Source organism: Gordonia sp. CNJ-863 (genome assembly GCF_001942325.1).
In the GTDB taxonomy this organism is placed as follows: domain Bacteria; phylum Actinomycetota; class Actinomycetes; order Mycobacteriales; family Mycobacteriaceae; genus Gordonia; species Gordonia alkanivorans.
The window spans coordinates 344,848-370,433 of the sequence record NZ_MKKG01000022.1; the positions used below are offsets into that span (position 1 = coordinate 344,848).

23 protein-coding genes and 2 pseudogenes are annotated in these 25,586 nt (G+C 68.6%); 7 read left to right on the forward strand and 18 right to left on the reverse strand.

Features of this window, described 5'->3' with window-relative positions; all coding sequences use genetic code 11:
* Position 1 precedes the first annotated feature (1 nt).
* From hflX to BJF87_RS13465, 4 genes and pseudogenes are all read right to left on the reverse strand, one after another.
* The gene (hflX, locus tag BJF87_RS13450) at positions 2-1,459 is read right to left on the reverse strand and encodes a GTPase HflX (protein WP_006359518.1); all 1,458 of its coding nucleotides are present in this window, start codon (positions 1,457-1,459) and stop codon (positions 2-4) included.
* A gap of 51 nt (positions 1,460-1,510) precedes the next feature.
* Positions 1,511-2,412 (reverse strand): annotated as a pseudogene (gene dapF / locus BJF87_RS13455) (diaminopimelate epimerase).
* A gap of 39 nt (positions 2,413-2,451) precedes the next feature.
* Positions 2,452-3,369 (reverse strand): tRNA (adenosine(37)-N6)-dimethylallyltransferase MiaA, encoded by a 918-nt coding sequence (gene miaA / locus BJF87_RS13460; protein ID WP_006359520.1) that lies wholly within the window; start codon positions 3,367-3,369, stop codon positions 2,452-2,454.
* Positions 3,366-4,100, reverse strand: coding sequence for a hypothetical protein (locus tag BJF87_RS13465; RefSeq protein ID WP_006359521.1), 735 nt, complete (start codon positions 4,098-4,100; stop codon positions 3,366-3,368). Before BJF87_RS13465 ends, miaA begins: the two co-directional genes overlap by 4 nt.
* A 214-nt stretch (positions 4,101-4,314) precedes the next feature.
* Between BJF87_RS13465 and BJF87_RS13470 the strand changes: the two genes are divergently transcribed.
* The gene (locus tag BJF87_RS13470; protein WP_187346502.1) at positions 4,315-5,679 is read left to right on the forward strand and encodes a DUF349 domain-containing protein; all 1,365 of its coding nucleotides are present in this window, start codon (positions 4,315-4,317) and stop codon (positions 5,677-5,679) included.
* Between the two features lie 40 nt (positions 5,680-5,719).
* Here BJF87_RS13470 and BJF87_RS13475 read toward each other — a convergent pair whose 3' ends face one another.
* Positions 5,720-6,337 (reverse strand): hypothetical protein, encoded by a 618-nt coding sequence (locus tag BJF87_RS13475; protein WP_006359523.1) that lies wholly within the window; start codon positions 6,335-6,337, stop codon positions 5,720-5,722.
* A 43-nt stretch (positions 6,338-6,380) separates the two neighbouring features.
* A complete protein-coding gene (gene miaB, locus BJF87_RS13480) occupies positions 6,381-7,961 on the reverse strand; it encodes a tRNA (N6-isopentenyl adenosine(37)-C2)-methylthiotransferase MiaB (protein WP_372512871.1) in 1,581 nt (526 codons plus the stop codon).
* 131 nt (positions 7,962-8,092) lie between these two features.
* Here miaB and BJF87_RS13485 point away from each other — a divergent pair.
* From BJF87_RS13485 to BJF87_RS13500, 4 genes and pseudogenes are all read left to right on the forward strand, one after another.
* Positions 8,093-8,820, forward strand: a pseudogene (locus tag BJF87_RS13485) (amino acid ABC transporter ATP-binding protein).
* A 1-nt stretch (position 8,821) separates the two neighbouring features.
* Complete coding sequence (locus tag BJF87_RS13490) at positions 8,822-9,853, forward strand: glutamate ABC transporter substrate-binding protein (protein WP_006359526.1); 1,032 nt, start codon at positions 8,822-8,824, stop codon at positions 9,851-9,853.
* Between the two features lie 12 nt (positions 9,854-9,865).
* The gene (locus BJF87_RS13495; protein WP_006359527.1) at positions 9,866-10,543 is read left to right on the forward strand and encodes an amino acid ABC transporter permease; all 678 of its coding nucleotides are present in this window, start codon (positions 9,866-9,868) and stop codon (positions 10,541-10,543) included.
* On the forward strand, positions 10,540-11,418 hold the full coding sequence (locus tag BJF87_RS13500; protein ID WP_006359528.1) for an amino acid ABC transporter permease: 879 nt from the start codon (positions 10,540-10,542) through the stop codon (positions 11,416-11,418). The genes BJF87_RS13495 and BJF87_RS13500 overlap by 4 nt, the downstream gene beginning before the upstream one ends.
* Before the next feature lie 27 nt (positions 11,419-11,445).
* On the opposite strand, the gene BJF87_RS13505 is transcribed toward BJF87_RS13500, so the two are convergent.
* The 7 genes from BJF87_RS13505 to pgsA form a co-directional block, all read right to left on the reverse strand.
* Complete coding sequence (locus BJF87_RS13505; protein ID WP_006359529.1) at positions 11,446-11,985, reverse strand: regulatory protein RecX; 540 nt, start codon at positions 11,983-11,985, stop codon at positions 11,446-11,448.
* A gap of 20 nt (positions 11,986-12,005) precedes the next feature.
* Positions 12,006-13,049 carry a recombinase RecA gene (gene recA / locus BJF87_RS13510; RefSeq protein WP_006359530.1) on the reverse strand — a complete coding sequence of 348 codons (1,044 nt, stop codon included), beginning with the start codon at positions 13,047-13,049 and terminating at the stop codon, positions 12,006-12,008.
* Positions 13,050-13,278: 229 nt separating this feature from the next.
* Positions 13,279-13,473, reverse strand: a complete 195-nt coding sequence (locus BJF87_RS13515) for a DUF3046 domain-containing protein (protein ID WP_075863294.1) — start codon at positions 13,471-13,473, stop codon at positions 13,279-13,281.
* A complete protein-coding gene (locus BJF87_RS13520) occupies positions 13,464-14,657 on the reverse strand; it encodes a glycosyltransferase (RefSeq protein ID WP_075863295.1) in 1,194 nt (397 codons plus the stop codon). Before BJF87_RS13520 ends, BJF87_RS13515 begins: the two co-directional genes overlap by 10 nt.
* Before the next feature lie 10 nt (positions 14,658-14,667).
* Complete coding sequence (pspA, locus tag BJF87_RS13525; RefSeq protein ID WP_075863296.1) at positions 14,668-15,489, reverse strand: phage shock protein PspA; 822 nt, start codon at positions 15,487-15,489, stop codon at positions 14,668-14,670.
* 61 nt (positions 15,490-15,550) lie between these two features.
* Positions 15,551-15,889 carry a helix-turn-helix domain-containing protein gene (locus tag BJF87_RS13530; RefSeq protein ID WP_005197401.1) on the reverse strand — a complete coding sequence of 113 codons (339 nt, stop codon included), beginning with the start codon at positions 15,887-15,889 and terminating at the stop codon, positions 15,551-15,553.
* 88 nt (positions 15,890-15,977) lie between these two features.
* Positions 15,978-16,688 (reverse strand): CDP-diacylglycerol--glycerol-3-phosphate 3-phosphatidyltransferase, encoded by a 711-nt coding sequence (gene pgsA, locus BJF87_RS13535; RefSeq protein ID WP_006359534.1) that lies wholly within the window; start codon positions 16,686-16,688, stop codon positions 15,978-15,980.
* Positions 16,689-16,826: 138 nt separating this feature from the next.
* On the opposite strand from pgsA, the gene BJF87_RS13545 reads away from it, so the two are divergent.
* Together BJF87_RS13545 and BJF87_RS13550 are read left to right on the forward strand one after the other, a co-directional pair.
* Positions 16,827-17,402 (forward strand): amino-acid N-acetyltransferase, encoded by a 576-nt coding sequence (locus BJF87_RS13545; protein ID WP_006359535.1) that lies wholly within the window; start codon positions 16,827-16,829, stop codon positions 17,400-17,402.
* A 4-nt stretch (positions 17,403-17,406) separates the two neighbouring features.
* Complete coding sequence (locus BJF87_RS13550) at positions 17,407-17,685, forward strand: YciI family protein (RefSeq protein ID WP_006359536.1); 279 nt, start codon at positions 17,407-17,409, stop codon at positions 17,683-17,685.
* A gap of 9 nt (positions 17,686-17,694) precedes the next feature.
* Here BJF87_RS13550 and BJF87_RS13555 read toward each other — a convergent pair whose 3' ends face one another.
* From BJF87_RS13555 to dapA, 5 genes are all read right to left on the reverse strand, one after another.
* On the reverse strand, positions 17,695-18,690 hold the full coding sequence (locus BJF87_RS13555) for a TerC family protein (protein WP_075863297.1): 996 nt from the start codon (positions 18,688-18,690) through the stop codon (positions 17,695-17,697).
* A 223-nt stretch (positions 18,691-18,913) separates the two neighbouring features.
* Positions 18,914-21,922, reverse strand: coding sequence for a DNA translocase FtsK (locus BJF87_RS13560; RefSeq protein ID WP_075863298.1), 3,009 nt, complete (start codon positions 21,920-21,922; stop codon positions 18,914-18,916).
* A gap of 98 nt (positions 21,923-22,020) precedes the next feature.
* Complete coding sequence (locus BJF87_RS13565) at positions 22,021-22,653, reverse strand: TIGR03085 family metal-binding protein (RefSeq protein ID WP_042375818.1); 633 nt, start codon at positions 22,651-22,653, stop codon at positions 22,021-22,023.
* 20 nt (positions 22,654-22,673) lie between these two features.
* The gene (locus BJF87_RS13570) at positions 22,674-24,668 is read right to left on the reverse strand and encodes a ribonuclease J (protein WP_075863299.1); all 1,995 of its coding nucleotides are present in this window, start codon (positions 24,666-24,668) and stop codon (positions 22,674-22,676) included.
* Entirely contained in the window at positions 24,668-25,573 is a 906-nt protein-coding gene (gene dapA, locus BJF87_RS13575; RefSeq protein ID WP_005197420.1) for a 4-hydroxy-tetrahydrodipicolinate synthase, read from the reverse strand. Before dapA ends, BJF87_RS13570 begins: the two co-directional genes overlap by 1 nt.
* Positions 25,574-25,586 lie beyond the last annotated feature (13 nt).

A 25,586-nucleotide genomic window follows, 5' to 3' on the forward strand; every position in this document is an offset into this window, starting at 1 on the left:
GCTAGACCTCGAGGTCCGCGATCTCGCCCGCGAAAGCGGCCGGGACGCGGACCTTCATGGTGGTACCCGACTCGGTGTGCTCGGAGGTGAGGACCTCGCCCTCGCTGTGGATCCGGGAGACGATGTCGCCGCGGGAGAACGGCACCTCGATGGTGAGCTCGACGTCTTCGCGGCCCACGAACTCGCGGACCCGGTCGAACAGTTCGGGCAGTCCCTCGCCGGTGCGTGCCGAGACGAACACCGCGTCGGCGCCGACCGCGCCGCGCAGCTCGGTGAGCCGGTTACCGTCGATCGCGTCGATCTTGTTGATCACCAGCAGTTCCGGCGGCGCCTCCGCCTTCTCCTCGGCGACGACCTCGCTGATGACCTGACGTACCGCCGAGATCTGTTCCATCGGGAACGGATCCGATCCGTCGACCACGTGCAGGAGCAGATCGGCGTCGACGACCTCCTCCAGCGTCGACCGGAACGCCTCGACGAGCTGGGTCGGCAGGTGGCGGACGAAACCGACCGTGTCGGTGAAGACCACGGCCCGCCCGTCGTCGAGGGTGGCCCGGCGCGTCGTCGGGTCGAGGGTCGCGAACAGCGCGTCCTGGACGAGCACACCGGCGCCGGTCATCGCGTTGACCAGGCTCGACTTGCCGGCGTTGGTGTAGCCGGCGACGGTGATCGACGGGATGGCCGAACGGTTGCGCGCCGCACGCTTGGTGGTGCGCGCCTTCTTCATGTCGCGGATCTCGCGGCGCAGCTTGGCCATCCGCTCACGGATGCGCCGGCGGTCGGTCTCGATCTTGGTCTCACCGGGCCCACGCAGACCCACACCGCCGTTGCTGCCGGCACGGCCACCGGCCTGCCGGGACATCGACTCACCCCAACCACGCAGGCGCGGGAGCATGTATTCCATCTGCGCCAGCGAGACCTGCGCCTTGCCCTCTCGGGACGTGGCGTGCTGGGCGAAGATGTCGAGGATCAGGGCGGTCCGGTCGATGACCTTGACCTTGACGACCTTCTCCAGCGCGGTCAGCTGGGCGGGCGTGAGCTCACCGTCGCAGATGACGGTGTCGGCCCCGGTCGCCAGGACGATCTCGCGGAGTTCCTCGGCCTTGCCGCTACCGATGTAGGTCGCCGAGTCCGGCTTCGAACGGCGCTGTATCAACGCGTCGAGCACCTGCGAACCGGCGGTCTCCGCCAGGGCGGCGAGCTCGGCCATGTTGGCCTCGGCCGACGCGGCGCTGCCCTCGGTCCAGACACCGACGAGGACCACCTTCTCGAGGCGGAGCTGCCGGTACTCGACCTCGGTGACGTCGGTGAGTTCGGTGGAGAGCCCGGCGACGCGCTGGAGTGACGCACGCTCGGAGAGTTGGAGTTCGCCGACGGTCGGATCGTCGTCGCGGTGGGGGTCACCGGGGCGATCGTCGAGGTCCGCGTCGGACAGGATCTGTGCTGATGATTCGGTCATACGGGATCCATGGTCTCACGCCCCGCCCCCGCCGAGCACGTGATTATCGGCTCAGCGGTCCCAGCCCGGTCGCAGGACGCCGTCGGCGACCAGCATCGACGGGCCACGCAGGGTCGAGCCGTCGGTCCGGATCGTCACGGTGACCTCGCCGCCCGGGATGCCGATGCGCAGCTCGCCGGTGTCCTGTCCGCGCGCGTCGAGGGCGGCGCGCGTGGCCGCGACCAGGCCCGTTCCGCAGCTACGCGTCTCTCCGACGCCGCGTTCGAGACCCGCATCCGCGCGTACAGACGTCCGTCGACGTCCTCGACCGGCGGGGTGAGCAGCTCGACGTTGGCCCGGTTCGGGAAGTCGTCGGCCTCGATGACCACGCCGGCGGTGAAGTCGACAGCCGCGAGGCCGTCGGCGGTGAGGTCGGCGACCACGCACGCCAGGTGCGGGTTCCCGACGTCGACCTTGACACCCGGATAGATGTCGTCGCCGATGCGCACGACCGAGGTGCCGTCGAGGCGGGCGACACCCATCTCCACGGTGACCTCGGCGTGCACGTCGTCGAAGGAGTGGATGGTCACGGGCCGGGCTCCGGCACGCGAGCCCACGGTGAAGGTGTCGGTGTCGGTGAGTCCGGTCGCGCGGACGAAGTGGGCGAAGACCCGGACGCCGTTGCCGCACATCTCGGCGATCGAGCCGTCGCCGTTGCGGTAGTCCATGAACCAGTCGTCGGCCGCGACGCCGTCCGGCAGTGCGTCGAGGACGCCGCGTTCGACGAGCGCACCCGTGCGCGCCACGCGCAGCAGACCGTCGGCACCGATGCCCCGCTGCCGGTCGCACAGTGCCGCGACCATCTCGGCGTCGAGCGACAGCTCGGCGGCCGGATCGGCGAGCACGACGAAGTCGTTCTGGGTGCCGTGGCCCTTGACGAAGCGCAGACCCGTCTGATGAGAACTCACGCGCACCAGACTACTTCTCGCGCAGAGCGTCAGGCGCCGGTGACCTCAGACAGCGGCGGCGGCGAGGGCGCGGTCGGCGAGGTCGGGGGCGGCGGCGTCGAGCCAGACGGCGCGGTGATCGCGGCGGAACCACGACCGCTGCCTGCGCACGTACCGGCGGGTGCCGATGAAGGTGAGTTCCTCGGCCTGGGCCATGTCGTACTCACCGTCGAGGGCGGCGAGCACCTGCTTGTAGCCGATCGCCTGCGAGGCCGTGCGCCCCTCCCGCAGTCCGCCGGCGCACAGGGTCTCGACCTCGTCGGGCAGCCCGGTCTCGAACATCAGCCGGGTACGACGCGCGATCCGGTCGTCGAGTTCGGCGGTCTCCCGGTCGAGCGCGAGGATCACGGTCCCCCACCGGGGTTCGCCGATCGTCGGCTGCGACGCCGCGAACGGTTGCCCGGTCAGTTCTACGACCTCCAGTGCGCGGACGATGCGCCGGCCGTCGGTGTCGAGAATCGTTGCGGCCGCGGCGGGGTCGACCGACGCCAGCAGCCGGTGCATCTCGGCGACGCCGCGTTCGGCGAGCATCTCCTCGTACCGGCCGCGGACCTCGGGGTCGGTCGCCGGGAACTGCCAGTTGTCGAGCAGCCCCTGGACGTACATCATCGAACCGCCGACGATGACCGGGACGCGACCTGCGGCGAGGAGTCGCTCCACGTCGGCGGCCGCGGCCTGCTGGTACCGGGCGACGGTGGCCACCTCGGTCACGTCGAGGACGTCGATCTGGTGGTGCGGGATGCCGCGGCGTTCGGCGACCGGGACCTTGGCCGTGCCGATGTCCATGCCGCGGTACTGCTGCATCGCGTCGATGTTGACGATCTCCCCGCCCAGCCGCTCGGCCAGGTCGAGGGCGAGGTCGGACTTCCCGCACGCGGTCGGGCCGACGACCATGATCGGCCGCAGGGCCGGTTGGTCGCTCATGAACGGTCACCGGTGACGGTCCACGTGCCGACGACGTAGCCGACCCCGAACGGGGCTTCGGCGTACCTCGTCTTCGCGACGACGCCGGAACCGGAGTGGTCGACCGCGGCGGCGGCGACCTGCCATGCGACCCGGCCGCCGACTCCCTCCGTGTCGCAGGGCGCGTCGTCGAGGTCCAGGAGGGCAGCGGTGTCGGCGGCGGCGATCGCCGCGACGATCGAGTCGTTGAGGGCAACCGCGGAATCCCGTCGGCCACCGCCCGGCGCCTTGGGGGTCAGCGCGGTCGAGCCGTCGCCGACGACCAGGAGTCCGATCCGCTCCGGCGACTTCCTCAGCCGTGCGCCGAGATCCGCACCGATGACCGCGCACTCGGCGGGCGTCGTCGCCCGGCCGACGATCGACATGCTCGTCGGTCCCAGCGCCGCCCACTCACGCAGCCAGGCTCCGATCAGGGCGGACAGACTCATCCGACGACCGGTCCGATCGCTCACGCTCACCCGGACGTCGACCCCGTACCGGGCGAAACCGCCCGACCCCGACTCCTCCACCGGTCCGGTCACCGGGTCGTCGGAGGCGCCGACCACGACCCAGCGATCGATCCCGGTCGACGCCGCGTCGGCAAGGGCATCCCGCACCGCCGATCGCACGGGTTCGGTGTCGAACGCCGACGGACCGGCCAATTCGGGTACCAGCAACGGGGCACTCGGTACGAAGACGACGGCCGCAAGCACACCACGACGCTAGTCGAACCAGACATCGCGACCGACGCCCGAACCCCGACACGGATTCCGACAACTCGCCGCGCACGCCACATGCACGCGCCTGAACTGCTTGAATGGATCCGTACTGTCGGCTGTCGACGGGGCGTTACGATGCCCCGCGAGAACCGACCCAGCGACCGGCAGCCGTGACGCGCGGCACCACTGAGCGGCAGGACATGTGCAGATGACCCACCCGACCGATCCCTCCACGGCCACCGAGGCGCCGCAGACGAGCACTCCGGTCCCGACGCCCCGCCCCAAACCCGGTCCGCGTCCCAAGCCGGGCCCACGACCCGGTCCGCACGAACCCGTCATCACGCACATCAGTGCCGGCGACCCGCACCGATACGGTCGCATCGACTCCTCCGGTGTGGTGTGGCTCAAGACCGCCGACGGCGAGCGCGAGATCGGCCAGTGGCAGGCCGGCACCGTCGAAGAGGGTCTGGCCCACTTCGCGCGCCGCTTCGACGACCTCGCCACCGAGGTCGAGATCCTCGAGGAACGTCTCAGTGCACGGTCCGGTGACCCGCGCAAGGCCCAGGCAGCCGCCAAGCACCTGCTCGACGACCTGCCCGACGCCCACGTCATCGGCGATGTCGCCGCGCTACAGCGTCGACTGGAGGCCATCGTCGGTTCCGCCGACGAGGTCGCCGAGTCGCTGCGCGCCGAGCGTGAGAAGACCCGCGCCACCGCCATCGCCCGCAAGGAGACCCTTGCCACCGAGGCCGAACAGATCGGCGCCGAGGCCACCAACTGGAAGGGTGCCGGCGATCGACTCCGCGAGATCCTCGACGAGTGGAAGACCATCAAGGGTATCGATCGCAAGACCGATGACGCCCTGTGGAAGCGCTACGCGAAGGCACGCGATGCCTTCAACCGCCGCCGTGGTGCCCACTTCGCCGAGCTCGACCGCGAGCGCGCCGGGGCCAAGGAACGCAAGGAAGCGCTGATCGCCCGCGCCGAGGAACTGTCCTCGTCGACCGACTGGGGTCCCACCTCGGCCAGGTTCCGCGAACTCCTGGGTGAGTGGAAGGCCGCCGGCCGCGCGCCCCGCGACACCGACGAGGCACTCTGGCAGCGGTTCAAGGCCGCTCAGGACGTCTTCTTCAACGCCCGCAACGCCGCGACCTCCGAACGCGACGCCGAGTTCGCGGCCAACGCGACCGCCAAGATCGCGCTGCTCGAGGCCGCCGAGAAGGCCATCGACCCGGCCGCCGACCTCGACGCGGCGCGTCGTGAGTTCCGGGCGTTCCGCCACAAGTGGGACGAGATCGGCAAGGTCCCGCGCGATCAGATGCACTCGCTGGAGGGACGCGCACGAGCGATCGAGAAGCGCATCCGCGACGCCGAGGACGCCCAGTGGCAGCGCACCGACCCGGAGGCCCAGGCGCGTGCCGCCCAGTTCGCCGACCGCGCCGCGCAGTTCGAGGAGCAGGCCCGCAAGGCTGTGGAGAAGGGCAAGGACCGTGAGGCGGCGTCGCTGCGCGAGCAGGCCGCGCAGTGGCGCGAGTGGGCCGAGGCCGCCCACAGCGCCGTCACCGACCGCTGAGCGAACCCGCTACAACGACCCGAGGACCCCGGGCCGCCGACTACTTCGGCTGTTCGGGGTCCTTGTGGTAGAGCGCCGAGGCATAGGCTTCCTGCTCGGCAGCCTGGCGGCGACGCTCGGCCTCCATCGCCAGTTGGTAGGACGAGCGCGCCCACACCACGCGTGACCAGTGGAAGGTCAGGACGAAGACCGAGATCCAGCCGAGGACCAGTCCGATGCCCACACCCGACGGAGGCTCCACGCCACCGACGCCGGGGGTGTTGCGCGACCACCAGGCGAGCATTCCGGCCACGCAGGCGATCGCACAGCCGCACAAGGCGATCCACGCCAGAATCCACCGGCGGGTCAGCAGCGCGAGCATCGAGACCACGATGCCGAAGATCGCCACCAGGTAGACGAAGATCTTCGACACGATGGTGACTCGTTCGGCTGCGGCCTCCGGCGCGAAGGACAGCACCTCGAGGCCGGTGACCGAGCCGGTGTGCGGCAGGACCAGCGACACCATGGCCAGCAATACGGCGATGGCCACGACCACCGCGCGTGCGCCGGGGTCGATCTCACCGGCGACCTTGCGCTCGGCCTTCCTCAGGTCCTGTTCGTATTCCTTCAACGCGTCCCGGTCGGAAGCGCCGGGTGTGCGGTCCGGGTTCTCGGACATGTCATCGCCTCTTCTCACGAGTGGGTCTGGTGTGGCGCGCGCTCTAGCCGCAGGAGCCGCATCCGGCGGACGCGGGTGCAGCGGCGGTGGCGGGGGTGGGTACGGGGGGACCAATCGTCGGCAGGCCGAGGCCGACTCCGACGGGGGCGGTCGTGGGCGTGCGGCTCTGCTCGTGGGCGTCGCCGGCGCGCGTGCGGCGGTGCGAGAGCACCCCGGCGTCGGCGATCAGGTGGTGCGGCGCGGCCGCGGTGACCACGGTGTGGATCACGTCGCCGGGTCGGATGCCCGCGGTGTCGCCGGGCGCGAAGTGCACCAGGCGTCCGTCCCGCGCGCGACCGGTCATCCGCCGGGTCTCGGCGGACTTGCGTCCCTCGTCGGCGACGACGAGCAGTTCCACCTCGGTGCCGGTCAGGGATTCGTTCTCGGACAGGCAGATTCGTTCCTGCAGCGCGATGAGTCGCTGGTAGCGCTCACCGACGACGTCGGCGGGCACCTGGTCGGGCATCGTCGCGGCCGGGGTTCCCGGGCGCGGCGAGTACTGGAAGGTGAAGGCGCTGGAGAACCGGGCGCGTTCCACGACGTCGAGGGTCGCTTGGAAGTCCTCCTCGGTCTCCCCCGGGAACCCGACGATGATGTCGGTGGTGATCGCCGCATGAGGCATCGCCGCGCGGACCTTGTCGAGGATGCCGAGGAACCTGGTCTGGCGGTAGCTGCGTCGCATCGCCTTCAGGATGCGGTCGGAGCCGGACTGCAGCGGCATGTGCAGCTGCGGGCACACGTTGGGGGTCTCGGCCATCGCCTCGATGACGTCGTCGGTGAACTCGGCGGGATGCGGCGAGGTGAACCGGACCCGTTCGAGTCCTTCGATGTCGCCGCAGGCACGCAGCAGTTCGGCGAAGGCGCCGCGGTTGCGCGGCTGGTCCGGATCGGCGAAGGACATGCCATAGGCGTTGACGTTCTGACCGAGCAGCGTCACCTCGACGACACCCTGGTCGACGAGTGCCCGGACCTCGGCGAGCACGTCACCGGGTCGGCGGTCGACCTCCTTGCCGCGCAGCGACGGCACGATGCAGAAGGTGCATGTGTTGTTGCAGCCCACCGACACCGACACCCAACCGGAGTAGGCCGAGTCGCGCTTGGCGGGCAGCGTCGACGGGAAGCGCTCCAGGGAGTCGAGGATCTCGACCTGCGCCTCCTCGTTGTGACGGGCACGGTCGAGCAGCGCCGGCAGCGAGCCGATGTTGTGGGTGCCGAACACGACGTCGACCCACGGCGCCTTGGCGATGACGGTGTCCTTGTCCTTCTGCGCGAGGCAACCGCCGACGGCGATCTGCATGCCGGGCCGCTGGGATTTCACCGGCGCCAGGTGCGACAGGTTGCCGTAGAGCTTGTTGTCGGCGTTCTCGCGGATGGCACACGTGTTGAACACGACCAGATCGGCGTCGTCGTCCTCGCCGGCACGCACATAACCCGCGTCCTCGAGGAGCCCGGAGATGCGTTCGGAGTCGTGGACGTTCATCTGGCAGCCGTAGGTTCGAACCTGGTAGCTGCGGGGTGCTTGATCGCCGAGGGGGCCTGGGGCTGATGCAGCCTGGTCAGGCCGATCCGACAACTCGATACTCACTCCTACCAGGGTACGGTGCCGACGCAAATCGCCGACGTTGCGTGACCGGTACCGCTCCTCGGCACGAATTTGGTTAGGGTTCTCCAATGACCGTTTCGCCGAGCAAGTCCGCGGACCCCGGGTCCCAGCCGATGATCGCGATGCGCGGGGTGCAGAAGCACTTCGGGTCGCTGCACGTCCTCAAGGACATCGACCTCGAGGTTCCCGCCGGACAGGTGGTCGTGGTCCTCGGTCCGTCCGGATCGGGCAAGTCCACTCTCTGCCGGACGATCAACCGCCTCGAACCGATCGACGAGGGTGAGATCCGGGTCGAGGGTCAGCTCCTGCCCGCCGAGGGCAAGGACCTCGCTCGACTCCGTGCCGACGTCGCATGGTGTTCCAGTCCTTCAATCTGTTCTCCCACAAGACGATCCTCGAGAACGTCACCCTCGCACCGACGAAGGTGCGCAAGAAGTCCAAGGCCGACGCCGGCAAGCGGGCGCTGGAACTGCTCGAGCGGGTCGGCATCGCCAGCCAGAAGGACAAGTACCCCGCCCAGCTGTCCGGCGGCCAGCAACAGCGCGTCGCCATCGCCCGCTCCCTCGCCATGGATCCGAAGGTCATGTTGTTCGACGAGCCGACCTCGGCGCTCGACCCCGAGATGGTCAACGAGGTCCTCGACGTCATGGTCGCCCTGGCCAAAGAGGGCATGACGATGCTCGTGGTCACCCACGAGATGGGCTTCGCCCGCAAGGCCGCCGACCGGGTGATCTTCATGGCCGACGGCGCGATCATCGAGGACGCCGAACCCGACACCTTCTTCACCGACCCCAAGACCGACCGAGCACGCGATTTCCTCGGCAAGATCCTGGGGCACTGAGATGCGGATGAGTCAGGAAACACACCGAGTACGCCCGCAGGTGTCCCGATGGCGTGGCGCCGGACTGGTCGTCGCGGTCGGGGCACTGCTCGCCGGACTGCTGTCGGGATGTGGCAGCACCGAACCCCGCAACCTGCTCAGCTCGATCCGTGACGGAGCGGTCGTCCTGGGCGTCAAGTTCGACCAGCCCGGCCTCGGCCTGTACGAGCCGGACGGCAACGTCACCGGCTTCGACGCGTCGGTCGCCACCTACGTGGTCAACTCCATCGCGGACGACCTCGGCGTCGATCACCCGGAGATCACCTGGCGCGAGACGCCGTCGGCCCGCCGCGAGGCGATGATCGACAACGGCGAGGTCGACCTGATCGCCGCCACCTACTCGATCAACGCCAGCCGTTCCAAGAAGGTGTCGTTCGGCGGCCCCTACCTGCAGACCTACCAGGGCCTGATGGTGCGTGACGACGACAACTCGATCTCCGAGCTGGCCGACCTCGACAACGGAAAGAAGCTCTGTTCGGTCACCGGCTCGACGTCGGCGCAGAACGTGAAGGCGCAGCTGCCGACCGTGCAGCTGCAGGAGTACGACTCCTACTCGGCCTGCGTCGAGGCGCTCCGCCGCGGCAAGGTCGACGCGCTGACGACCGACGAGGCGATCCTCGCCGGCTACTCCAACTTCTGGAAGGACGAGTTCAAGCTCGTCGAGATGACGTACCTCAAGGACGCGTGCGTCAAGGACGCGCTGAAGACGGCGGGCAGCCCGTTCTCGACCGAACGCTACGGCGTGGGTGTCGCACTCGGCGACACCGCCGCGGTCGAGGCGATCAACAAGGCCCTCGACACCATGCTGACCCCGGCCGAGGGCATCGAGTCGCCCTGGAACGCCGACCTCCGCGAAGCACTCGGCAACGAGTACGTGGACGAGATCATCGCCCGCGCGGACCGTCCCGGTTCGAAGTTCCCCTACCTGCCGGACCCCGGTGACCTCGAGTTCCTCGATTCACCGTCCACGCCGTGCCCGCCCGGACTCGAGTGAGAGGAGTAATCGATGAATGACGCCTCTCTGTGGGAGAGCATGGGCCCCCAGCTGTGGCCCGCCTTCTGGGTGACCATCCAGTTGACCTTCTATTCGGCGATCGGCTCGCTGGTCTGGGGCACGATCCTCGCCGCGATGCGGGTGTCCCCCGTCCCGGTGATGCGCGCCTTCGCCGGGGTCTACGTCAACGTCGTCCGCAACACCCCGTTGACGCTCGTCGTGCTGTTCTGCGCGATCGGCCTGTACCAGAACCTGGGGCTGACCTTCGCGCCGACGATCAAGTCCAACAATTTCTGGCTCGCGGTGCTCGCGTTCGTCCTCTACACGTCGACGTTCGTCTGTGAGACGCTGCGCTCCGGCTTCAACACCGTGCCCCTCGGGCAGGCGGAGGCAGCGCGGTCGCTGGGCATGCCCTTCACCCAGGTGTTCGGGATCATCGTGCTGCCGCAGGCCATTCGAGCCGTCATCGGTCCGATGGGCAGCGTGCTGATCGCGCTGACGAAGAACACCACGGTCGCCTCGGTCATCGGCGTCGCCGAGGCCGCGGCCCTCATGAAGACCGAGATCGAGACCTTCTCCGACCAGCTGTTCGTGATCTTCGGCGTCATCGCCGTGGGCTTCATGATCATCACCCTCACCGAGGGAGCCGTCTTCGGCTACCTCGCCAAGCGACTGGCGGTGAAACGATGAGCGCCGAATCGACTGTCCTGTACGACGCCCCCGGCCCACGCGCACGAACCCGGAACCGCCTGACAGCGATCCTGTTCATCGCGATCCTCGCGGCGATCGCGATCTACGTGATCACCGTGCTCGCTGCCAACGAGCAGTTCACCGGCGAGAAGTGGAGCCCGTTCGTCACCTGGTCCACCTGGACCGGCTACATCCTGCCCGGCCTGTGGCGCACGCTCGCGGCGGCCGCCGTCTCGATCGTGCTGTCGCTGATCCTCGGTGCCGTCCTCGGCATCGGCCGGCTGTCGGATCATCTCTGGGTGCGTGCCGTCTCGAGCGTATTCGTCGAGGTGTTCCGCGCGATCCCGGTGCTGATCCTGATGGTGTTCACCTGGTTCTTGTTCGCCATCTACGGCATCTTCCCGTCGTCGATGCTGGCGTTCGCCGCCGTGGTCACCGGCCTCACGCTCTACAACGGGTCGGTGATGGCCGAGATCCTGCGCTCGGGCATCAACTCGCTGCCGAAGGGCCAGACCGAGGCGTCGATGGCGCTGGGTCTGCGGAAGAGCCAGATGATGAGGATCGTGCTGCTCCCCCAGGCGATCACCGCGATGATGCCGGCACTGATCTCGCAGATGGTGGTGGCCCTGAAGGACAGCGCGCTGGGCTACATCATCGGCTACTCGGAGGTCGTACGCAGCGGTCTGCTGTCGGCCTCGCGCTACGGCAACTACATCCCGGCGCTGATCGTGGTGGCGATCATCATGATCCTCATCAACTTCGGGCTGTCGAACCTGGCGACCTACGTCGAACGACGGCTGCGTCAGGGGCGTCGGGCGACCGAGCCCGCGGACCCGGAGAAGACCGAGCAGGCCGCGTCGGAGAACCTGCTCTGATCCGAGTGATCCCGTGACGGGGAGGCGTCAGGCGTCGTCCAACGCGCCGAGCGCCTCCCCCACCACGTCGAAGGCCAGCGACTGCGAATAACCGCGCCGCACAAGGAATGCGACCAGCCGGCGCAGCGTCTTCTCGCGCTCGGCACGATCGGCGACGACGCGTTCGACGACCGACGGCGTCAGTTTTCGCTCGACGAGTCCCGCCGCGACCCCGCGTTCGTCATCGGGATCGATGTCGGCCAGGGTCTCGGCGATGATCGACTCCGAGATCCCCTTGGTGCGCAGTTCGTGACGGAGCGCCACACGTCCCTTACCCGAGTTCAGGTGTCGGGAACGCACCCACTCCGCGGCGAAATCGGTGTCGTCGAGCAGCTGGTGCTTGTCGAGCCGTGCCATCACCTCGTCGACGGTGTCGGCGTCGAATCCCTTGCGGGTCAACCTCTCCCGCATCTCGTGCCGTGAACGCGCACGGACCCCGAGCAGCCGCAGTGCGGAGTCCCATGCACTGGGTCCCTTTTTCTGCGTCCGCTCGGGGTCCGTCCGTTCGGGGCTTGATGCCTCGTTCATATCGGATCAGGCGGGACCGATCAGAATTCGACTGGCGCCGGGGCGACGTCGTCGGCGTCGACGGTGGCGCCGACGCCGAGCTTCTCCTTGATCTTCTTCTCGATTTCGTCGCGGATGTCGAGGTTCTCGAGCAGGAACTTGCGGGCGTTCTCCTTGCCCTGGCCGAGCTGATCGCCCTCGTAGGTGAACCACGAGCCGGACTTGCGGATGAAGCCCTCGGCGACACCCATGTCGATCAGCGAGCCCTCCTTGCTGATGCCGTGACCGTAGAGGATGTCGAACTCGGCCTGCTTGAACGGCGGCGCGACCTTGTTCTTGACGACCTTCACGCGGGTGCGGTTACCGACGGCATCGGTCCCGTCCTTGAGGGTCTCGATGCGCCGGACGTCGAGGCGCACCGACGAGTAGAACTTGAGAGCCTTACCGCCCGTGGTGGTCTCGGGCGTACCGAACATGACGCCGATCTTCTCACGCAGCTGGTTGATGAAGATCGCGGTGGTCTTGGACTGGCTGAGCGCACCGGTCATCTTGCGCAGCGCCTGGCTCATCAGGCGGGCCTGCAGGCCGACGTGGCTGTCGCCCATCTCGCCCTCGATCTCGGCCTTGGGCACCAGTGCGGCCACCGAGTCGATGACCAGGATGTCCAGAGCGCCCGAACGGATCAGCATGTCGGCGATCTCGAGAGCCTGCTCACCGGTGTCGGGCTGGGACACCAGCAGCGCGTCGGTGTCGACACCGAGCTTGGCGGCGTAGTCGGGGTCGAGAGCGTGCTCGGCGTCGATGAAGGCGGCGATGCCGCCCTGGGCCTGGGCATTCGCGACGGCGTGCAGCGCCACCGTGGTCTTACCCGAGGATTCCGGACCGTAGATCTCCACGACGCGGCCGCGGGGCAGACCACCGATACCGAGGGCGACGTCGAGTGCGATCGAGCCGGTCGGGATGACCTCGATCGGCTGACGAGTCTCCTCACCGAGACGCATGACCGAACCCTTGCCGAAGTTCTTGTCGATCTGGGCGAGGGCCAGATCGAGAGCCTTCTCACGGTCTTGAGGCGCAGATGCCATCGGAGTTCTCCTCGGTTGTGAGCCGGATTTCCGGCGGGTGGTCGGTGCGGTCCGGGCGTTCATGTCTGAAAGGTATCGCGTGGGTCCGACAAGTCTTGGCGGCGCTCCCGGCGACCCATTCTTCTCCTCGGTCCCGATACTTCAGACGCGGCGGCGGCCCGTTCGGTTCCGTCTGATCACCAGAATGAACGAACAGGTGTTCGATGGCAAGTGCGACACGCGGGGCGTGTCACCACCGCTGTCGCGGCACGTCGAAGTCGCGGCAGATCGCCACCCAGACATCGCGGGGGTCGATCCCGTCGTCGATCGCCTGCGCACCGGTGCGGCCGGCGAACTCGGTGAGCACATGGTCGACGAGGATCGAATCCGCCCGTGTCACACCGAATTCGGTGGTCATCAGTTCGTTGAACTCGGTCAGGCGCACAGCCCCACCCTACGTTCGGCCACCACCACCGGGTCGACGGTGTCGGTGCCGCTCTCCCCGATCCGCTCGGCGCAGCGGGCGTGTCCGGTGTCGTCGAGGACCGCGCGGACGGCGTCGGCGACGGCGTCGACGGTGAGCGGGCGGACCCACCGGCCGGCACCCGCGCGCTGGAGACGGTTCGCCAGCTCCCACTGATCGCCGCCGCCGGGTACCGCGACCACCGGCACCCCGGCGGTCATCGCCTTGGCGAGGATGCCGTGCCCGGAGCCGCAGATGAGTACCCGGGCATGGGCCAGCACCTCGTCCTGCCGTCCCAGTCCCGCGGTGATCGGGGCGGGTACGCCGCCGCCGAAGCGGGCCAGGTCCTCGGCCGTCGGCCGGTGCAGCCCGGAGACCACCACCCGGACACGCCGTCCGAGAACCGGCTCGGACAGCGCCTCGAGCACCACACCGACCATGTCGGCGGCGCCGGTCTCGGCCGTGGACGGCGCGAGTACCACCAGCGGCTCGTCACCGGCGGGGCGGTCGAAGAGGTCGTCGGTGGGTTCCCACAGGAGTGGGCCGATCAGATGGGTGTCGGCGGGCCAGTCGGGCCGTGCCACCTCGAGGCCGGGCAGGGTCGCCACGAACCGCGCACTCGGGCCGTCGTCGGCGGCGGGCAGACCGATCGACACCCGCGCAGCGGCACGCTGCCGTTCGCCCTTGCGGATGGAGGTCGCGGTCGCGGCACGCATCAGCGCGTCCCGGACGCGACCACGAAACCCGGTTCCCGGGGCGAGACCCGAACCGATCGGCGGTAGTCCGCGGGACGGCAGGTACAGCGGATGTGGCGAGAGCTCGATCCATGGCAGGCCGTTCAGCTGCGCCGCCCATCCCCCGCACACGGTGATGACATCGGAGACGACGAGTTCGGCGCCGGACTCGGACAGCACGGGTGCCAGCAGCTGCGCCATCCGCGCCGCACGGGCGCCGAGTTTGTCCCCGGCGTCGGCGTCGTCGTCGACATCCGTGGCCGCGAGACCCGGGAGTTCGGCGATGTCGATGCCACGACGACGCGCGGCATCCGCCCAGTTCAGTCCGGTGTAGACCGTCGCCCGGTGCCCCGCCTCGACGAACCGCTCGGCGAGGGCGAAGGCCGGAAAGGCATGTCCTGCATCAGAACCCGCGACAAGTGCGACATGCACGCGCCGCGGATCAGTTCTGCGCGGGCGGCTCGGTGGTCGGCGGGGTGGCCTGCGTCGCCGGCTGCCCCTTCTGCAGCGGCGGTGCGGTCGCTCCGGCGGACGGCAGGGCGTCGCCGCGCATGCTGGCGCGGATCTGCTCGAGGCGGGAGTGACCGGCCATCTGGATGCCGGCCTGCTCGACCTCCTGCATCCGGCCCTGGACCGAGTTCTTCGCCAGTTCGGCCGAGCCGAGGGCATTGGCGTAGCGGCGCTCGATCTTGTCTCGCACCTGGTCGAGGCTCGGGGTGTTGCCGGGCACCGACAGCTCGCTCATCTGGTTGAGCGACGCGCTGACCTGCTCCTGCATCTTCGCCTGCTCGAGCTGGCTGAGCAGCTTGGAGCGCTCGGCGAGCTTCTGCTGGAGGATCATCGCATTGCGCTCGACGGCCTTCTTGGCCTGGTCGGCAGCCTGAAGCGACTGATCGTGCAGCGACTTGAGGTCCTCGACGCTCTGCTCCGCGGTCACCAGCTGGGCCGCGAACGCCTCGGCGGCGTTCGTGTACTCGGTGGCCTTGTGGGTGTCCCCGGCGGCCGCGGCCTGATCGGCGAGCGTCAGCGCCTGGCGGGTGTTGGCCTGCAGGCGTTCGATGTCCTCGAGCTGCCGGTTCAGCTTCATCTCGAGCTGTCGCTGGTTGCCGATGACCGAGGCGGCCTGCTGCGACAACGCCTGATGCTGACGCTGAGCATCTTCGATCGCCTGCTGGATCTGGACCTTCGGGTCGGCGTGTTCGTCGATCTTCGCGTTACCGAGTGCCGTCAGGTAGCGCCACAACTTCACGAACGGGTTCGCCATGCTCTACGTCACTCCATTCAAGGGTTTGAGGACTGTGCAGACCAATCTAGTGGCTGCGCGTTCAGGCCGCGGCCAGCGCGGTCGCGTCGCGGCGTCCGGCAGGCGCGGGGATGACCACCTTGGTCGCGGTGAGACCGGCCTCGGCGACCTCGGGGGCCACCGTCTCGGCGGGACGCATCGCGTGCCCGACGTCGAGGAGGAGGTCGGCGATCTCCACGTCGAGTGCGTCGCAGATGGCCGCGAGCAGTTCGCTCGAGGCCTCCTTCTGACCGCGCTCGACCTCGGAGAGGTAACCGAGACTCACGCGTGCACCGGTGGACACCTCACGAAGGGTCCGACCTTGCTGCGTGCGGACCCGACGAAGGCTGTCGCCGAGCGCCTCACGTAAGAGCATCGCCATCGAGTCTCCTCTCCCTGTTCACTCCTCAGCCAACGCCTCACGCGGCCGGATCGTTCCCCGGCCGCGGTTCCCCCGACAGTAGTCGAACTCAGCGGCCCGCGCCGGTTCCTCCGACGGCCCGTCGCGCCTGCGGCGCCGACCCCGGATCGGGGGTGCCGGTGCCGGACCCGCCGGAGCGGACCTTGATCGCCTGCCAGGTGTAGTCGAGCCCGGTGTAGATGGTCACGACCACCGCGAGACCCATCAGGATCCCGGCGGCGATCTGCCATCCCCCGCCGAGCGGCGCGAGGTACAGACCGATCGCGACCGCCTGCAGCAGGGTTTTGAGTTTCCCGCCGCGGCTGGCTGGGATCACCTTGTGGCGCAGCACCCAGAAGCGCAGCGCCGTGACCCACAGTTCGCGCGCGATGATGACCGCGGTGACCCACCAGGGCAGGATGCCGAGGATCGAGAGCCCGACGAGCGCACCGCCGATGAGGGCCTTGTCGGCGATCGGGTCGGCCATCTTGCCGAAGTCGGTGATCAGGCCGCGCTGCCGGGCGATGCGCCCGTCGTACCGATCGGTGAGGGCCGCGACCGCAAAGACGACCGTGGCCACCGTGCGCCACAGCGTGGATTCACCGGACTCCATGAACAGGGCCGCCAGGAACACCGGGACCAGGAGGATCCGGAAGACGGTGAGTGCGTTCGCGATGTTGACCACCGGGACCGGGTCGACCGGATCGGTGATGTGATCCGGCCCGCGGCCCACATTCGCGATACCTTTTTCGTCGACGGCCCGCCGAATGCGATCGGTCATGAGCACACCCCCGGGCGCGGACGGGTTCCGCGATACACGGGAATTCTCATACGCACGCTCAACAGGGTATCGGCCCACGCCGCGCAGAAGCTAAACCGGGCCGATGCGCATGTCCGCACAGGACTAAGGTGATGTCCCATGTCCCCCGTCTCCCCGGAGCCCGCCGAACCCGAATCCACGGCGGATCCCGTTGCGCCCGAATCGACTACTGGCGATGTCGTGGTGCGACGCGCGCGTGCCTCGGACGTGCCGCGCATCAAGGAACTGATCGACGAGTACGCGGGCAAGATCCTCCTGGAGAAGAACCTCGTCACCCTGTACGAGTCGGTGCAGGAGTTCTGGGTCGGCGAACTCGACGGGGAGGTCGTGGGCTGCGGGGCCCTTCACGTGCTGTGGGCCGATCTCGGTGAGGTCCGCACGGTCGCGGTCGACCCCACGTTCTCCGGTCGCGGGATCGGTCACAAGATCGTCGGCCGGTTGATGGAGATCGCCCGCGAACTCGAACTGTCCCGCGTCTTCGTGCTGACCTTCGAGACGAGCTTCTTCGCCAAGCACGGGTTCAGCGAGATCCAGGGCACCCCGGTCACGCGTGAGGTGTTCGAGGAGATGTGCCGCTCCTACGACACCGGTGTCGCCGAGTTCCTGGACCTGAGTTACGTCAAACCCAACACCCTGGGGAACACCAGGATGCTGGCCACCATCTCCGAGGAGTGAGCAGATGCCCTTTTTCGCCGTCCAGTACACCTACCGTCCGGCCAAGGCCGCACTCCGCGACCAGCACCGTCCGCTGCATCGGGAGTGGCTCGGCGAGGAGAACAAGGCGGGCAACGTGCTCCTCGCCGGGCCGTACCCGGACGGGTCGGGCGCGCTGATCATCATCAGCGCGGCCGACCTCGAGGCCGCCGAGGCCTTCCTCGCCAACGACCCGTTCCAGGCTCACGAGGCCGTCGACGCCGTGCGGATCGACGAGTGGAACCAGGTCTTCGGACCGTTCTGACGGGTCGCGTCAGGTCTGCGCCTGATCCTTGTCAGCCCCTGACCTGCTCTTCACCAGACTCGCGACGGTGGTGACGACGAGGACACCCAGGATCACCGACAGCGACAGCGGCGTCGAGATCTCCGGGACGCTCACGTGCTCGCCACCGTTGACGAAGGACAGCGTGTTCTCGTGCAGGGCGTGCAGGACCAGTTTGGTGCCGATGAACGCCAGGATGATCGACAGGCCGATCGAGAGGTACACCAGCCGGTCGAGCAGTCCGCCGAGCAGGAAGTACAGCTGGCGCAGGCCCATGAGCGCGAAGGCGTTGGCGGTGAACACCAGGTACGGCTCGGAGGTCAGGCCGTAGATCGCCGGGATCGAGTCGAGTGCGAACAGCAAGTCGGTGAAGCCGATGACGATGAGCACCATCAGCATCGGCGTCGCGAGCCGCTTGCCGTTGACGCGGGTGAAGAGCTTGTCGCGGTCGTAGGAGTCATGCGTGCGCAGGAACCGCTTGACGAAGCGTTCGAGCCTGGTCTCCCGCTGCTCCTCGTGTTCGACGGGGTCGTCGCTCTCGCGGAGCAGCTTGATCGCGGTGAGGATCAGGAAGGCCCCGAACAGGTAGAACACCCAGCTGTAGGCGTTGATGGCGGCCGCCCCGACGGCGATGAAGACGGCGCGCATGCCGAGCGCCATCACGATACCGAGCAGCAGCACCTTCTGTTGGTACTCCGGCGGCACCGCGAACTTCGCCATGATGATGACGAAGACGAACAGGTTGTCCACCGAGAGCGCCTTCTCGGTGACGTACCCCGCGAAGTACTCGCCGCCGTACGTTCCGCCCCACTTCCACCAGACGAAGACACCGAAGGCGATGGCGAGCGAGATGTAGACCGCCGACCAGGTGCCCGACTCCTTGAGTGACGGTGCATGGGGCACGCGCACGTGTGAGAAGAAGTCGAACACGAACAATCCGAGGATCACCGCAACGGTGATCAGCCATAGGGATAAGGAAACGTCCACAGTAGTCCTCCAGCAGGCAGCATCAGCTGACGAGCCAGAGGTCTCTCCCACCCGGAAATCGGGGGCCGACGCTCCGGGTCACCGAGGCGGTGATGATCGGCATCACCGCGGATCGGCACCGTACTGACGGAGACGCCGCGTCGGGGATACTCCCCTCATGGATCTGGCGGCCAGCCTACCGGATGCCGGTAGCTGCCGCCGGAATCCCTGTTCAGACGCTTTCTCAGCCCTCGGCCGACTCGTCGTCCCCGCCGCCGGTGATGGAGGCGATGACCCCGGCGAGGTCGTCGGGCTTGACGAGCACCTCGCGCGCCTTGGAGCCCTCACTCGGTCCGACGACGCCGCGGGTTTCCATGAGATCCATCAGGCGGCCGGCCTTGGCGAAGCCGACGCGTAGCTTGCGCTGCAGCATCGACGTCGAACCGAACTGGCTGGAGACGACGAGTTCGATCGCCTGCAGCAGGTCGTCGAGGTCGTTGCCGATGTCGCTGTCGATGTCCTTCTTCTCGCCGGCCTTGGCCGCGGTGACGCCCTCGGTGTACTCGGGCTCGGCCTGCTCCTTGGCGAAGTCGACGACGGCCGCGATCTCCTCGTCGGAGATGTAGGCGCCCTGCATGCGGATGGGCTTGTTGGCGCCCATCGGCAGGAACAGTCCGTCGCCCATGCCGATGAGTTTCTCGGCGCCGGGCTGGTCGAGGATGACTCGCGAGTCGGTCAGCGACGACGTGGCGAAGGCGAGGCGAGACGGCACGTTGGTCTTGATCAGACCGGTGACCACGTCGACCGACGGACGCTGGGTCGCGAGGACCAGGTGGATGCCGGCCGCGCGCGCCTTCTGGGTGATGCGCACGATCGCCTCTTCGACGTCGCGCGGTGCGGTCATCATCAGGTCGGCGAGCTCGTCGACGATCGCGAGGATGTACGGGTACGGCTTGTACACCCGCTCGCTGCCAAGCGGGGTGGTGATCTCGCCGGAACGCACCTTCGTGTTGAAGTCGTCGATGTGGCGAACCCGCGAGGCCTTCATGTCCTGGTAGCGCTGTTCCATCTCCTCCACCAGCCACGCGAGGGCGGCGGCAGCCTTCTTGGGCTGCGTGATGATGGGGGTGATCAGGTGTGGGATGCCCTCGTACGGGGTGAGCTCCACCATCTTCGGGTCGATGAGGATCATCCGGACCTGCTCGGGGGTGGCACGGCTGAGCAGCGACACCAGCATCGAGTTGACGAAGCTCGACTTACCCGAGCCGGTCGAACCGGCGACGAGCAGGTGCGGCATCTTCGCCAGGTTCGCGCTGACGAAGTCACCCTCGATGTCCTTGCCGAGACCGATGACGAGCGGATGCTTGTCCTTGCGGGTCGACGGCGCGCTGAGGACGTCGGCCAGGCGGACCATCTCGCGGTCTGCGTTGGGCACCTCGATACCGACCGCGGACTTGCCCGGGATCGGCGCGAGCAGGCGGACGTTGTCGGTCGCCGCGGCGTAGGCGATGTTGCGCTGGAGCGCGGTGATCTTCTCGACCTTCACGCCCGGTCCGAGCTCGACCTCGTAGCGGGTGACCGTTGGTCCGCGGGTGTAGCCGGTGACGGCCGCGTCGATCTTGAACTGTTCGAGCACGCCGGTCATCCGGTCGATCATCTCGTCGTTGGCGCTGGTGCCGGCCTTCGGCGGATCGCCCTCGAGCAACAGGTGCGGGGGCGGCAGGATGTAGTCGCCCTCGGCTGCCGGTTCCGAGGGTGCGAACGCCTCGTCGTCGAGCTCGGGTTCCGGCTCCGGTGCGGGTGCCGGCCTGGGCGCCGGACGCGCGGCCGGCGTCGTACGACGTGCGGCGGCCGGGCGGGCCGGTGGCTCGATGACCTCGGTCATCTGCTCGTCGGCGGCGTTGTCGCCGAACGGCTCGGTGTAGGCGTCGGCGAAGTTCTCGGTGACCGCTTCTTCGATCGGCTCCTCGGCGACCTTGGCCGGCTTGCGGCGCGATCGGCTCACCGGCCGCGACGGGGTCTCGTCGGGCGGGTAGTTGTCGTACGGGTTCGACGAGTACGAGCGACGTGTCGCGCGGGAGCCGAAGGCGTCATCGTCGGCGTCGTCCGCCGCGGGATCGCCGAAGTCGGGCTCCTCGTAGTTCTCCGCGTCCTCGTCCCAGTCGAGGTCGCTCTCCCACGGCGCGTCGTCGGCACCGGGCACACCCAGTCCGAGATATCCGGCGGCGGCGTCGACGACCTCACGCACCGTGCGTCCACTGAGGATCAGGACGCCGAAGGCCATGCACAGCAACAGGATCGGGACGGACACCCAGGCGGTGACGCCCGTGGTGAGCGGCGTGCCGATGGCGAAACCGACGAAACCCGCCGCCGACGATCGGCCCGGCAGATCCAGCGGTGCACCGGCGATGAGATGCATGATGCCCAGCAGCGGCAGCACGACGAGGGACCCGCCGCCGAGATAGCGGCCACGTCGTTCGGGTGCCGCGGGGCGTCGCATCAGCATGATCGCGACCACGACGAGCGCCACCGGCACCACGACCGCCGCCGAGCCGACGATCGCGCGGATCAGCGCCTCGATGAATGCGCCGACGGGTCCGGCGGCCCCGAACCAGACACTGGCCGCGAACAACAGACCCAGCGCGAGCAGTCCCAGAGCAACACCGTCGCGGCGATGACTGTGTCCCTGCCCGCGCGGAGCCGGTCCACGCGGACCGGGCGCACCATCGGCGTCGACCTCGTCGTCGTAGTCGGCGTCGACGGCATCCAGTTCGAGATCATCGTCGTCGAACGGTCGCGACTCGGTGCGCGGCCCCCGGCCGACGCCGGAACCCACGCGAGCCGCGCTGCCGACACCGCGGGCGAACAGCGACCAGCCTGCGCCGATCCCCTTCCCGACCGCGGAGGCGCCGGCGGCGGCCACCGAACGGCGGTGCAGATCGACCGACTCGGCCGACGCGGAGGTGTTCCGGCGACGCGGCGTCGCGGTGGCGGACTGCCGGGTGCGGGACCCGGTGCTCGTGGATCGGCTCGACGTGCGCGAGGACCCGGACTTGCCCGCACCGGACCGTGCGGAACCGGCACGGGTCGACGACTTGCTCGTCCCGCGGCTGTTCGTAGTGCCCTTGCCTGACCGGCTCGCGCCGGAACGTGCCGCCGACCCGGTCGACCGTCCGGTGCTCGTGCCACCCGACCGTGTGCCGGATGCCTTCGACGCGGACGTGCGCGTACCCGTGCTTGCCTTCGAAGCCATACCGACAGACTAGTCGGCTCTGTTCACTTCAGTCACACGGGCAACACTGATAACGGCGGCGTGTCGAAGTTGTTACCCGCCTGCATCGCCGACACGCCCTACAGGCCGTGAGAACTGTCACGAACCGCGGCGATCGCGCTCGGATCGCCGTCGAAGGTGACCGCGACGGGGGCGCGTCCGAACGCGAACAGGAGGAGTTCGCCGATCGATCCCGTGACCACGACTTCCTTCCCGGAGCCGACGGTGACGAGGTCCTCGCCGGCGGTCGTGCGCAGGGTGACGCGCGCGGGGATGTTCTTGAGGGTCATCTTCGCCATCGAGGTGGCCGGACCGCGCAGCTCGGCCTCGAGTTCGGGCGACAGCGTCCGCGGCGTCCAGCGCCCCGCCGGGTCCGCTCCCCCACGCAGCACGTCCTCGTGGTGGACGAACATCTCGGCGAGATTGGCGAACCGGTCGACGAGTTTGAACGGCGAGTAGACCGGCGGCCCGGAGGCGAGTTCGTCGAGCAGTTCGTCGAAGTCTCGCCGGGCGGCCTTGGCCCGCACCTTCTCGGTGTACCCGGCGAAGGCCGGGATCAGGATGCCCGGCCCGGTGTCGGGGCGACGTTCGCGGACGACGAGATGAGCCAACAGATCGCGGGTGGTCCAGCCTTCACAGAGGGTGGGCGCGTCCGGGCCCACCTTCTTCATGGTCTCGACGAGAGCCGCTCGTTCCTCCTGTGCACCGGTCACCCAGCCCACAGTAGCGAGTACTAATCGGCGCCCACGGCGAGCACCGTCGGCACGATCATCGGCCGGCGACGGTAGACGTCGGAGACCCAGCGGCCCACGGCGCGCCGGATTCCCTGTGCGATGCGGTGCGCGTCGCTGACGCCCTCGGCGGCCAGCGAGTCGAGGACCTGGTTGACCAGGTCGGCGGCCGACTTGAGCGCGTCCGGGTCGTCGGAGAAGCCTCTGCCGGAGACCTCCGGCGAGCTGACCGCGCGACCCGTCGTGGCGTCGATGGCGACGGTGATCGCGATGAAGCCGCCCTCGCCGAGCACGAGACGCTCGGACAGGGTCGACTCGCCGACATCGCCGACGGACAGTCCGTCGACGTAGACGTGTCCGACCGGGACGCGGCCGACGATCTCGGCGCGGCCGTCGACGAGGTCGACCACCACACCGTCCTCGGCCAGCACGACGCGGTCCTCCGGCACGCCGGTCGCGACCGCGAGTGCCGCGTTCGCGCGCAGATGACGCCATTCGCCGTGCACCGGCATCACGTTCGACGGGCGCACCGCGTTGTAGAGGTAGAGCAACTCGCCGGCCGACGCGTGGCCGGACACGTGCACCTTCGCGCTCTGCTGCGTGATCACGGTGGCACCGCGCTTGGCCAGGCCGTTCACCACGGCGAAGACCGAGTTCTCGTTGCCCGGGATCAGCGACGACGCCAGCACGACGAGGTCGTCGGCGCGGATGTTGATCTGGCGGTGCTCGCCGCGCGCCATCCGCGACAGCGCCGACAGCGGTTCGCCCTGCGAACCGGTGGAGATCAGCACGATGCGGTGGTCGGGAAGCGTTGCGGCGGTGTCGAGGTCGACGACGACACCGTCCGGCACCGACAGGTAGTTCAGGTCCTGCGCGATCTGCATGTTGCGCACCATCGACCGGCCGACGAAGCAGACGCGCCGGTTGTGGGTGTGCGCGACGTCGATGATCTGCTGGATGCGGTGCACGTGGCTGGCGAAAGACGCGACGATGACACGCTGCCTGGCCTTGCCGATGACCTGGTCGAGCACGCCGCCGATCTCGCGTTCGGGGGTGACGAAGCCGGGGACCTCGGCGTTGGTCGAGTCGACGAGGAACAGGTCCACACCCTCGTCGCCGAGGCGGCTGAAGCCGGCGAGGTCGGTGAGCCGACCGTCGAGGGGCAGCTGGTCGAGCTTGATGTCTCCGGTGTGCAGCGCGAGACCCGCGGGGGTGCGGATCGCGACCGCGAGGGCGTCTGGGATCGAGTGGTTGACGGCGAAGTACTCGCACTCGAACGGGCCGTGGTCGGTCCGCTCCCCCTCGGTGACCTCGACGAGCTGGGGCCGCAGGCGGTGTTCCCGGCACTTGGCCTCGACGAGGGCGAGCGTGAATTTCGAACCGACGACGGGGATGTCGCTGCGCAGCCGCAGCAGGAACGGGATCGCGCCGATGTGGTCCTCGTGGCCGTGGGTGAGGATCACCGCATCGACGTCGTCCATGCGGTCTTCGATGTAGCGGAAGTCCGGCAGGATCAGGTCGACGCCGGGCTGCTGGTCCTCGGGGAACAGCACACCGCAGTCGACGATCAGCAGACGTCCGTCGTACTCGAAGACGGTCATGTTGCGGCCGATCTCGCCGATACCGCCGAGCGCGACGATCCGCAGTCCACCCTTGGGCAGGCGGCGCGGGGTGCCGAGGCGATCGACCGGCGCCGGGGTCGCCTGCTCGTTGCGGCGACCGCGAGAGTCGCCGCCGCGTTCGTGCCGGCCGCGCCGGCCACCGGACGACGAACCGGACTTCTGCTTGGCGGAATGCCTGGGTGCGGTCTCGGTCTTCGCGGGGGCCTGGCGAGCCGGGCCCGCGTCGGGCGCGGTGGTGGCCGGAACCGTGTCGACCGGGACCGCTTCCACCGGCGGCGTACTCGGCGGTCCGGCCTTACGGGAGGCGGCACGGCGTCGGGGGCGCGTGGTCCGTGCTTCGGGACCGTTGGTGTCAGTGCCGGTGTTGTCGGACATCAGGCGAGAACACCTGCCGCACGTAGATCCACGATCAGCTCCTCGATCTGAGGCCCGGAGGCGGGCACCTGGGGCAGGCGCGGATCGCCCACCTCGAGTCCGAGAATGCGCAGCGCCGCCTTCACCATCGTGACACCTCCGAGGCGTCCCATGGCGTTGACGAGCGGAAGCATCGACGTGTTGAGGGTCCGCGCCGTGGCGAGATCCCCCTTCTCCACCGCGATCTGCATCTCGCGCAGGCGATCCGGAACTAGGTGCCCGATCACGCTGACGAAACCGGTGGCACCGATCGACAGCCACGGCAGGTTGAGTGCGTCCTCGCCCGACAGGTATTCGAGCTTGGTGGTGGCGATGAGGCCGGCGGCCGAGTGCAGGTCGCCCTTGGCGTCCTTGACGCCGCGGATGTTCGGGTGTTCGGCCAGCGCCAGCATCGTCTCGTTGGCGATGGGCACGACCGAGCGCGGCGGGATGTCGTAGAGCAGCACGGGAAGTGCGGTGGCGTCGGCGACGGTCCGGAAGTGCGCGAGGAGGCCGGCCTGGGGCGGCTTGGAATAGTACGGGGTCACCACGAGCAGACCGTGGGCGCCGATCTTCTCCGATTCGATGGCGAACCGCACGCTCTCGGCGGTGTCGTAGCTACCGGCACCCTGGGTGATCCGGGCGCGGTCGCCCACGGCGTCCAGCACGACGCGCAGCAGGTCGAGCTTCTCGGGCACGGTGGTGGTCGGCGATTCGCCGGTGGTGCCGGACACGACAAGCCCGTCGCAACCCTTCGACACGAGGTGGTCGGCCAGGACGGCGGCCTTGTCCAGATCGAGACTTCCGTCGGGACGGAAGGGGGTCACCATCGCCACCACGTTCGTCCCGAAGGGATGCTCGTGCAGCGGTTCCTGGACTGCGTTCATGGTGCTAAAGGCT

Coding starts and splice junctions, on each gene's coding strand:
- miaA (WP_006359520.1), bottom strand. CDS start 3,369: ATGAGCGACCAACCGGCCCTGCGGCCGATCATGGTCGTCGGCCCGACC.
- BJF87_RS13505 (WP_006359529.1), bottom strand. CDS start 11,985: ATGAACGAGGCATCAAGCCCCGAACGGACGGACCCCGAGCGGACGCAG.
- BJF87_RS13470 (WP_187346502.1), top strand. CDS start 4,315: ATGACCCACCCGACCGATCCCTCCACGGCCACCGAGGCGCCGCAGACG.
- BJF87_RS13530 (WP_005197401.1), bottom strand. CDS start 15,889: ATGGCGATGCTCTTACGTGAGGCGCTCGGCGACAGCCTTCGTCGGGTC.
- hflX (WP_006359518.1), bottom strand. CDS start 1,459: ATGACCGAATCATCAGCACAGATCCTGTCCGACGCGGACCTCGACGAT.
- BJF87_RS13495 (WP_006359527.1), top strand. CDS start 9,866: ATGAATGACGCCTCTCTGTGGGAGAGCATGGGCCCCCAGCTGTGGCCC.
- dapA (WP_005197420.1), bottom strand. CDS start 25,573: ATGAACGCAGTCCAGGAACCGCTGCACGAGCATCCCTTCGGGACGAAC.
- BJF87_RS13545 (WP_006359535.1), top strand. CDS start 16,827: ATGTCCCCCGTCTCCCCGGAGCCCGCCGAACCCGAATCCACGGCGGAT.
- BJF87_RS13550 (WP_006359536.1), top strand. CDS start 17,407: ATGCCCTTTTTCGCCGTCCAGTACACCTACCGTCCGGCCAAGGCCGCA.
- BJF87_RS13500 (WP_006359528.1), top strand. CDS start 10,540: ATGAGCGCCGAATCGACTGTCCTGTACGACGCCCCCGGCCCACGCGCA.
- BJF87_RS13490 (WP_006359526.1), top strand. CDS start 8,822: ATGCGGATGAGTCAGGAAACACACCGAGTACGCCCGCAGGTGTCCCGA.
- BJF87_RS13560 (WP_075863298.1), bottom strand. CDS start 21,922: ATGGCTTCGAAGGCAAGCACGGGTACGCGCACGTCCGCGTCGAAGGCA.
- pspA (WP_075863296.1), bottom strand. CDS start 15,489: ATGGCGAACCCGTTCGTGAAGTTGTGGCGCTACCTGACGGCACTCGGT.
- BJF87_RS13475 (WP_006359523.1), bottom strand. CDS start 6,337: ATGTCCGAGAACCCGGACCGCACACCCGGCGCTTCCGACCGGGACGCG.
- pgsA (WP_006359534.1), bottom strand. CDS start 16,688: ATGACCGATCGCATTCGGCGGGCCGTCGACGAAAAAGGTATCGCGAAT.
- recA (WP_006359530.1), bottom strand. CDS start 13,049: ATGGCATCTGCGCCTCAAGACCGTGAGAAGGCTCTCGATCTGGCCCTC.
- BJF87_RS13570 (WP_075863299.1), bottom strand. CDS start 24,668: ATGTCCGACAACACCGGCACTGACACCAACGGTCCCGAAGCACGGACC.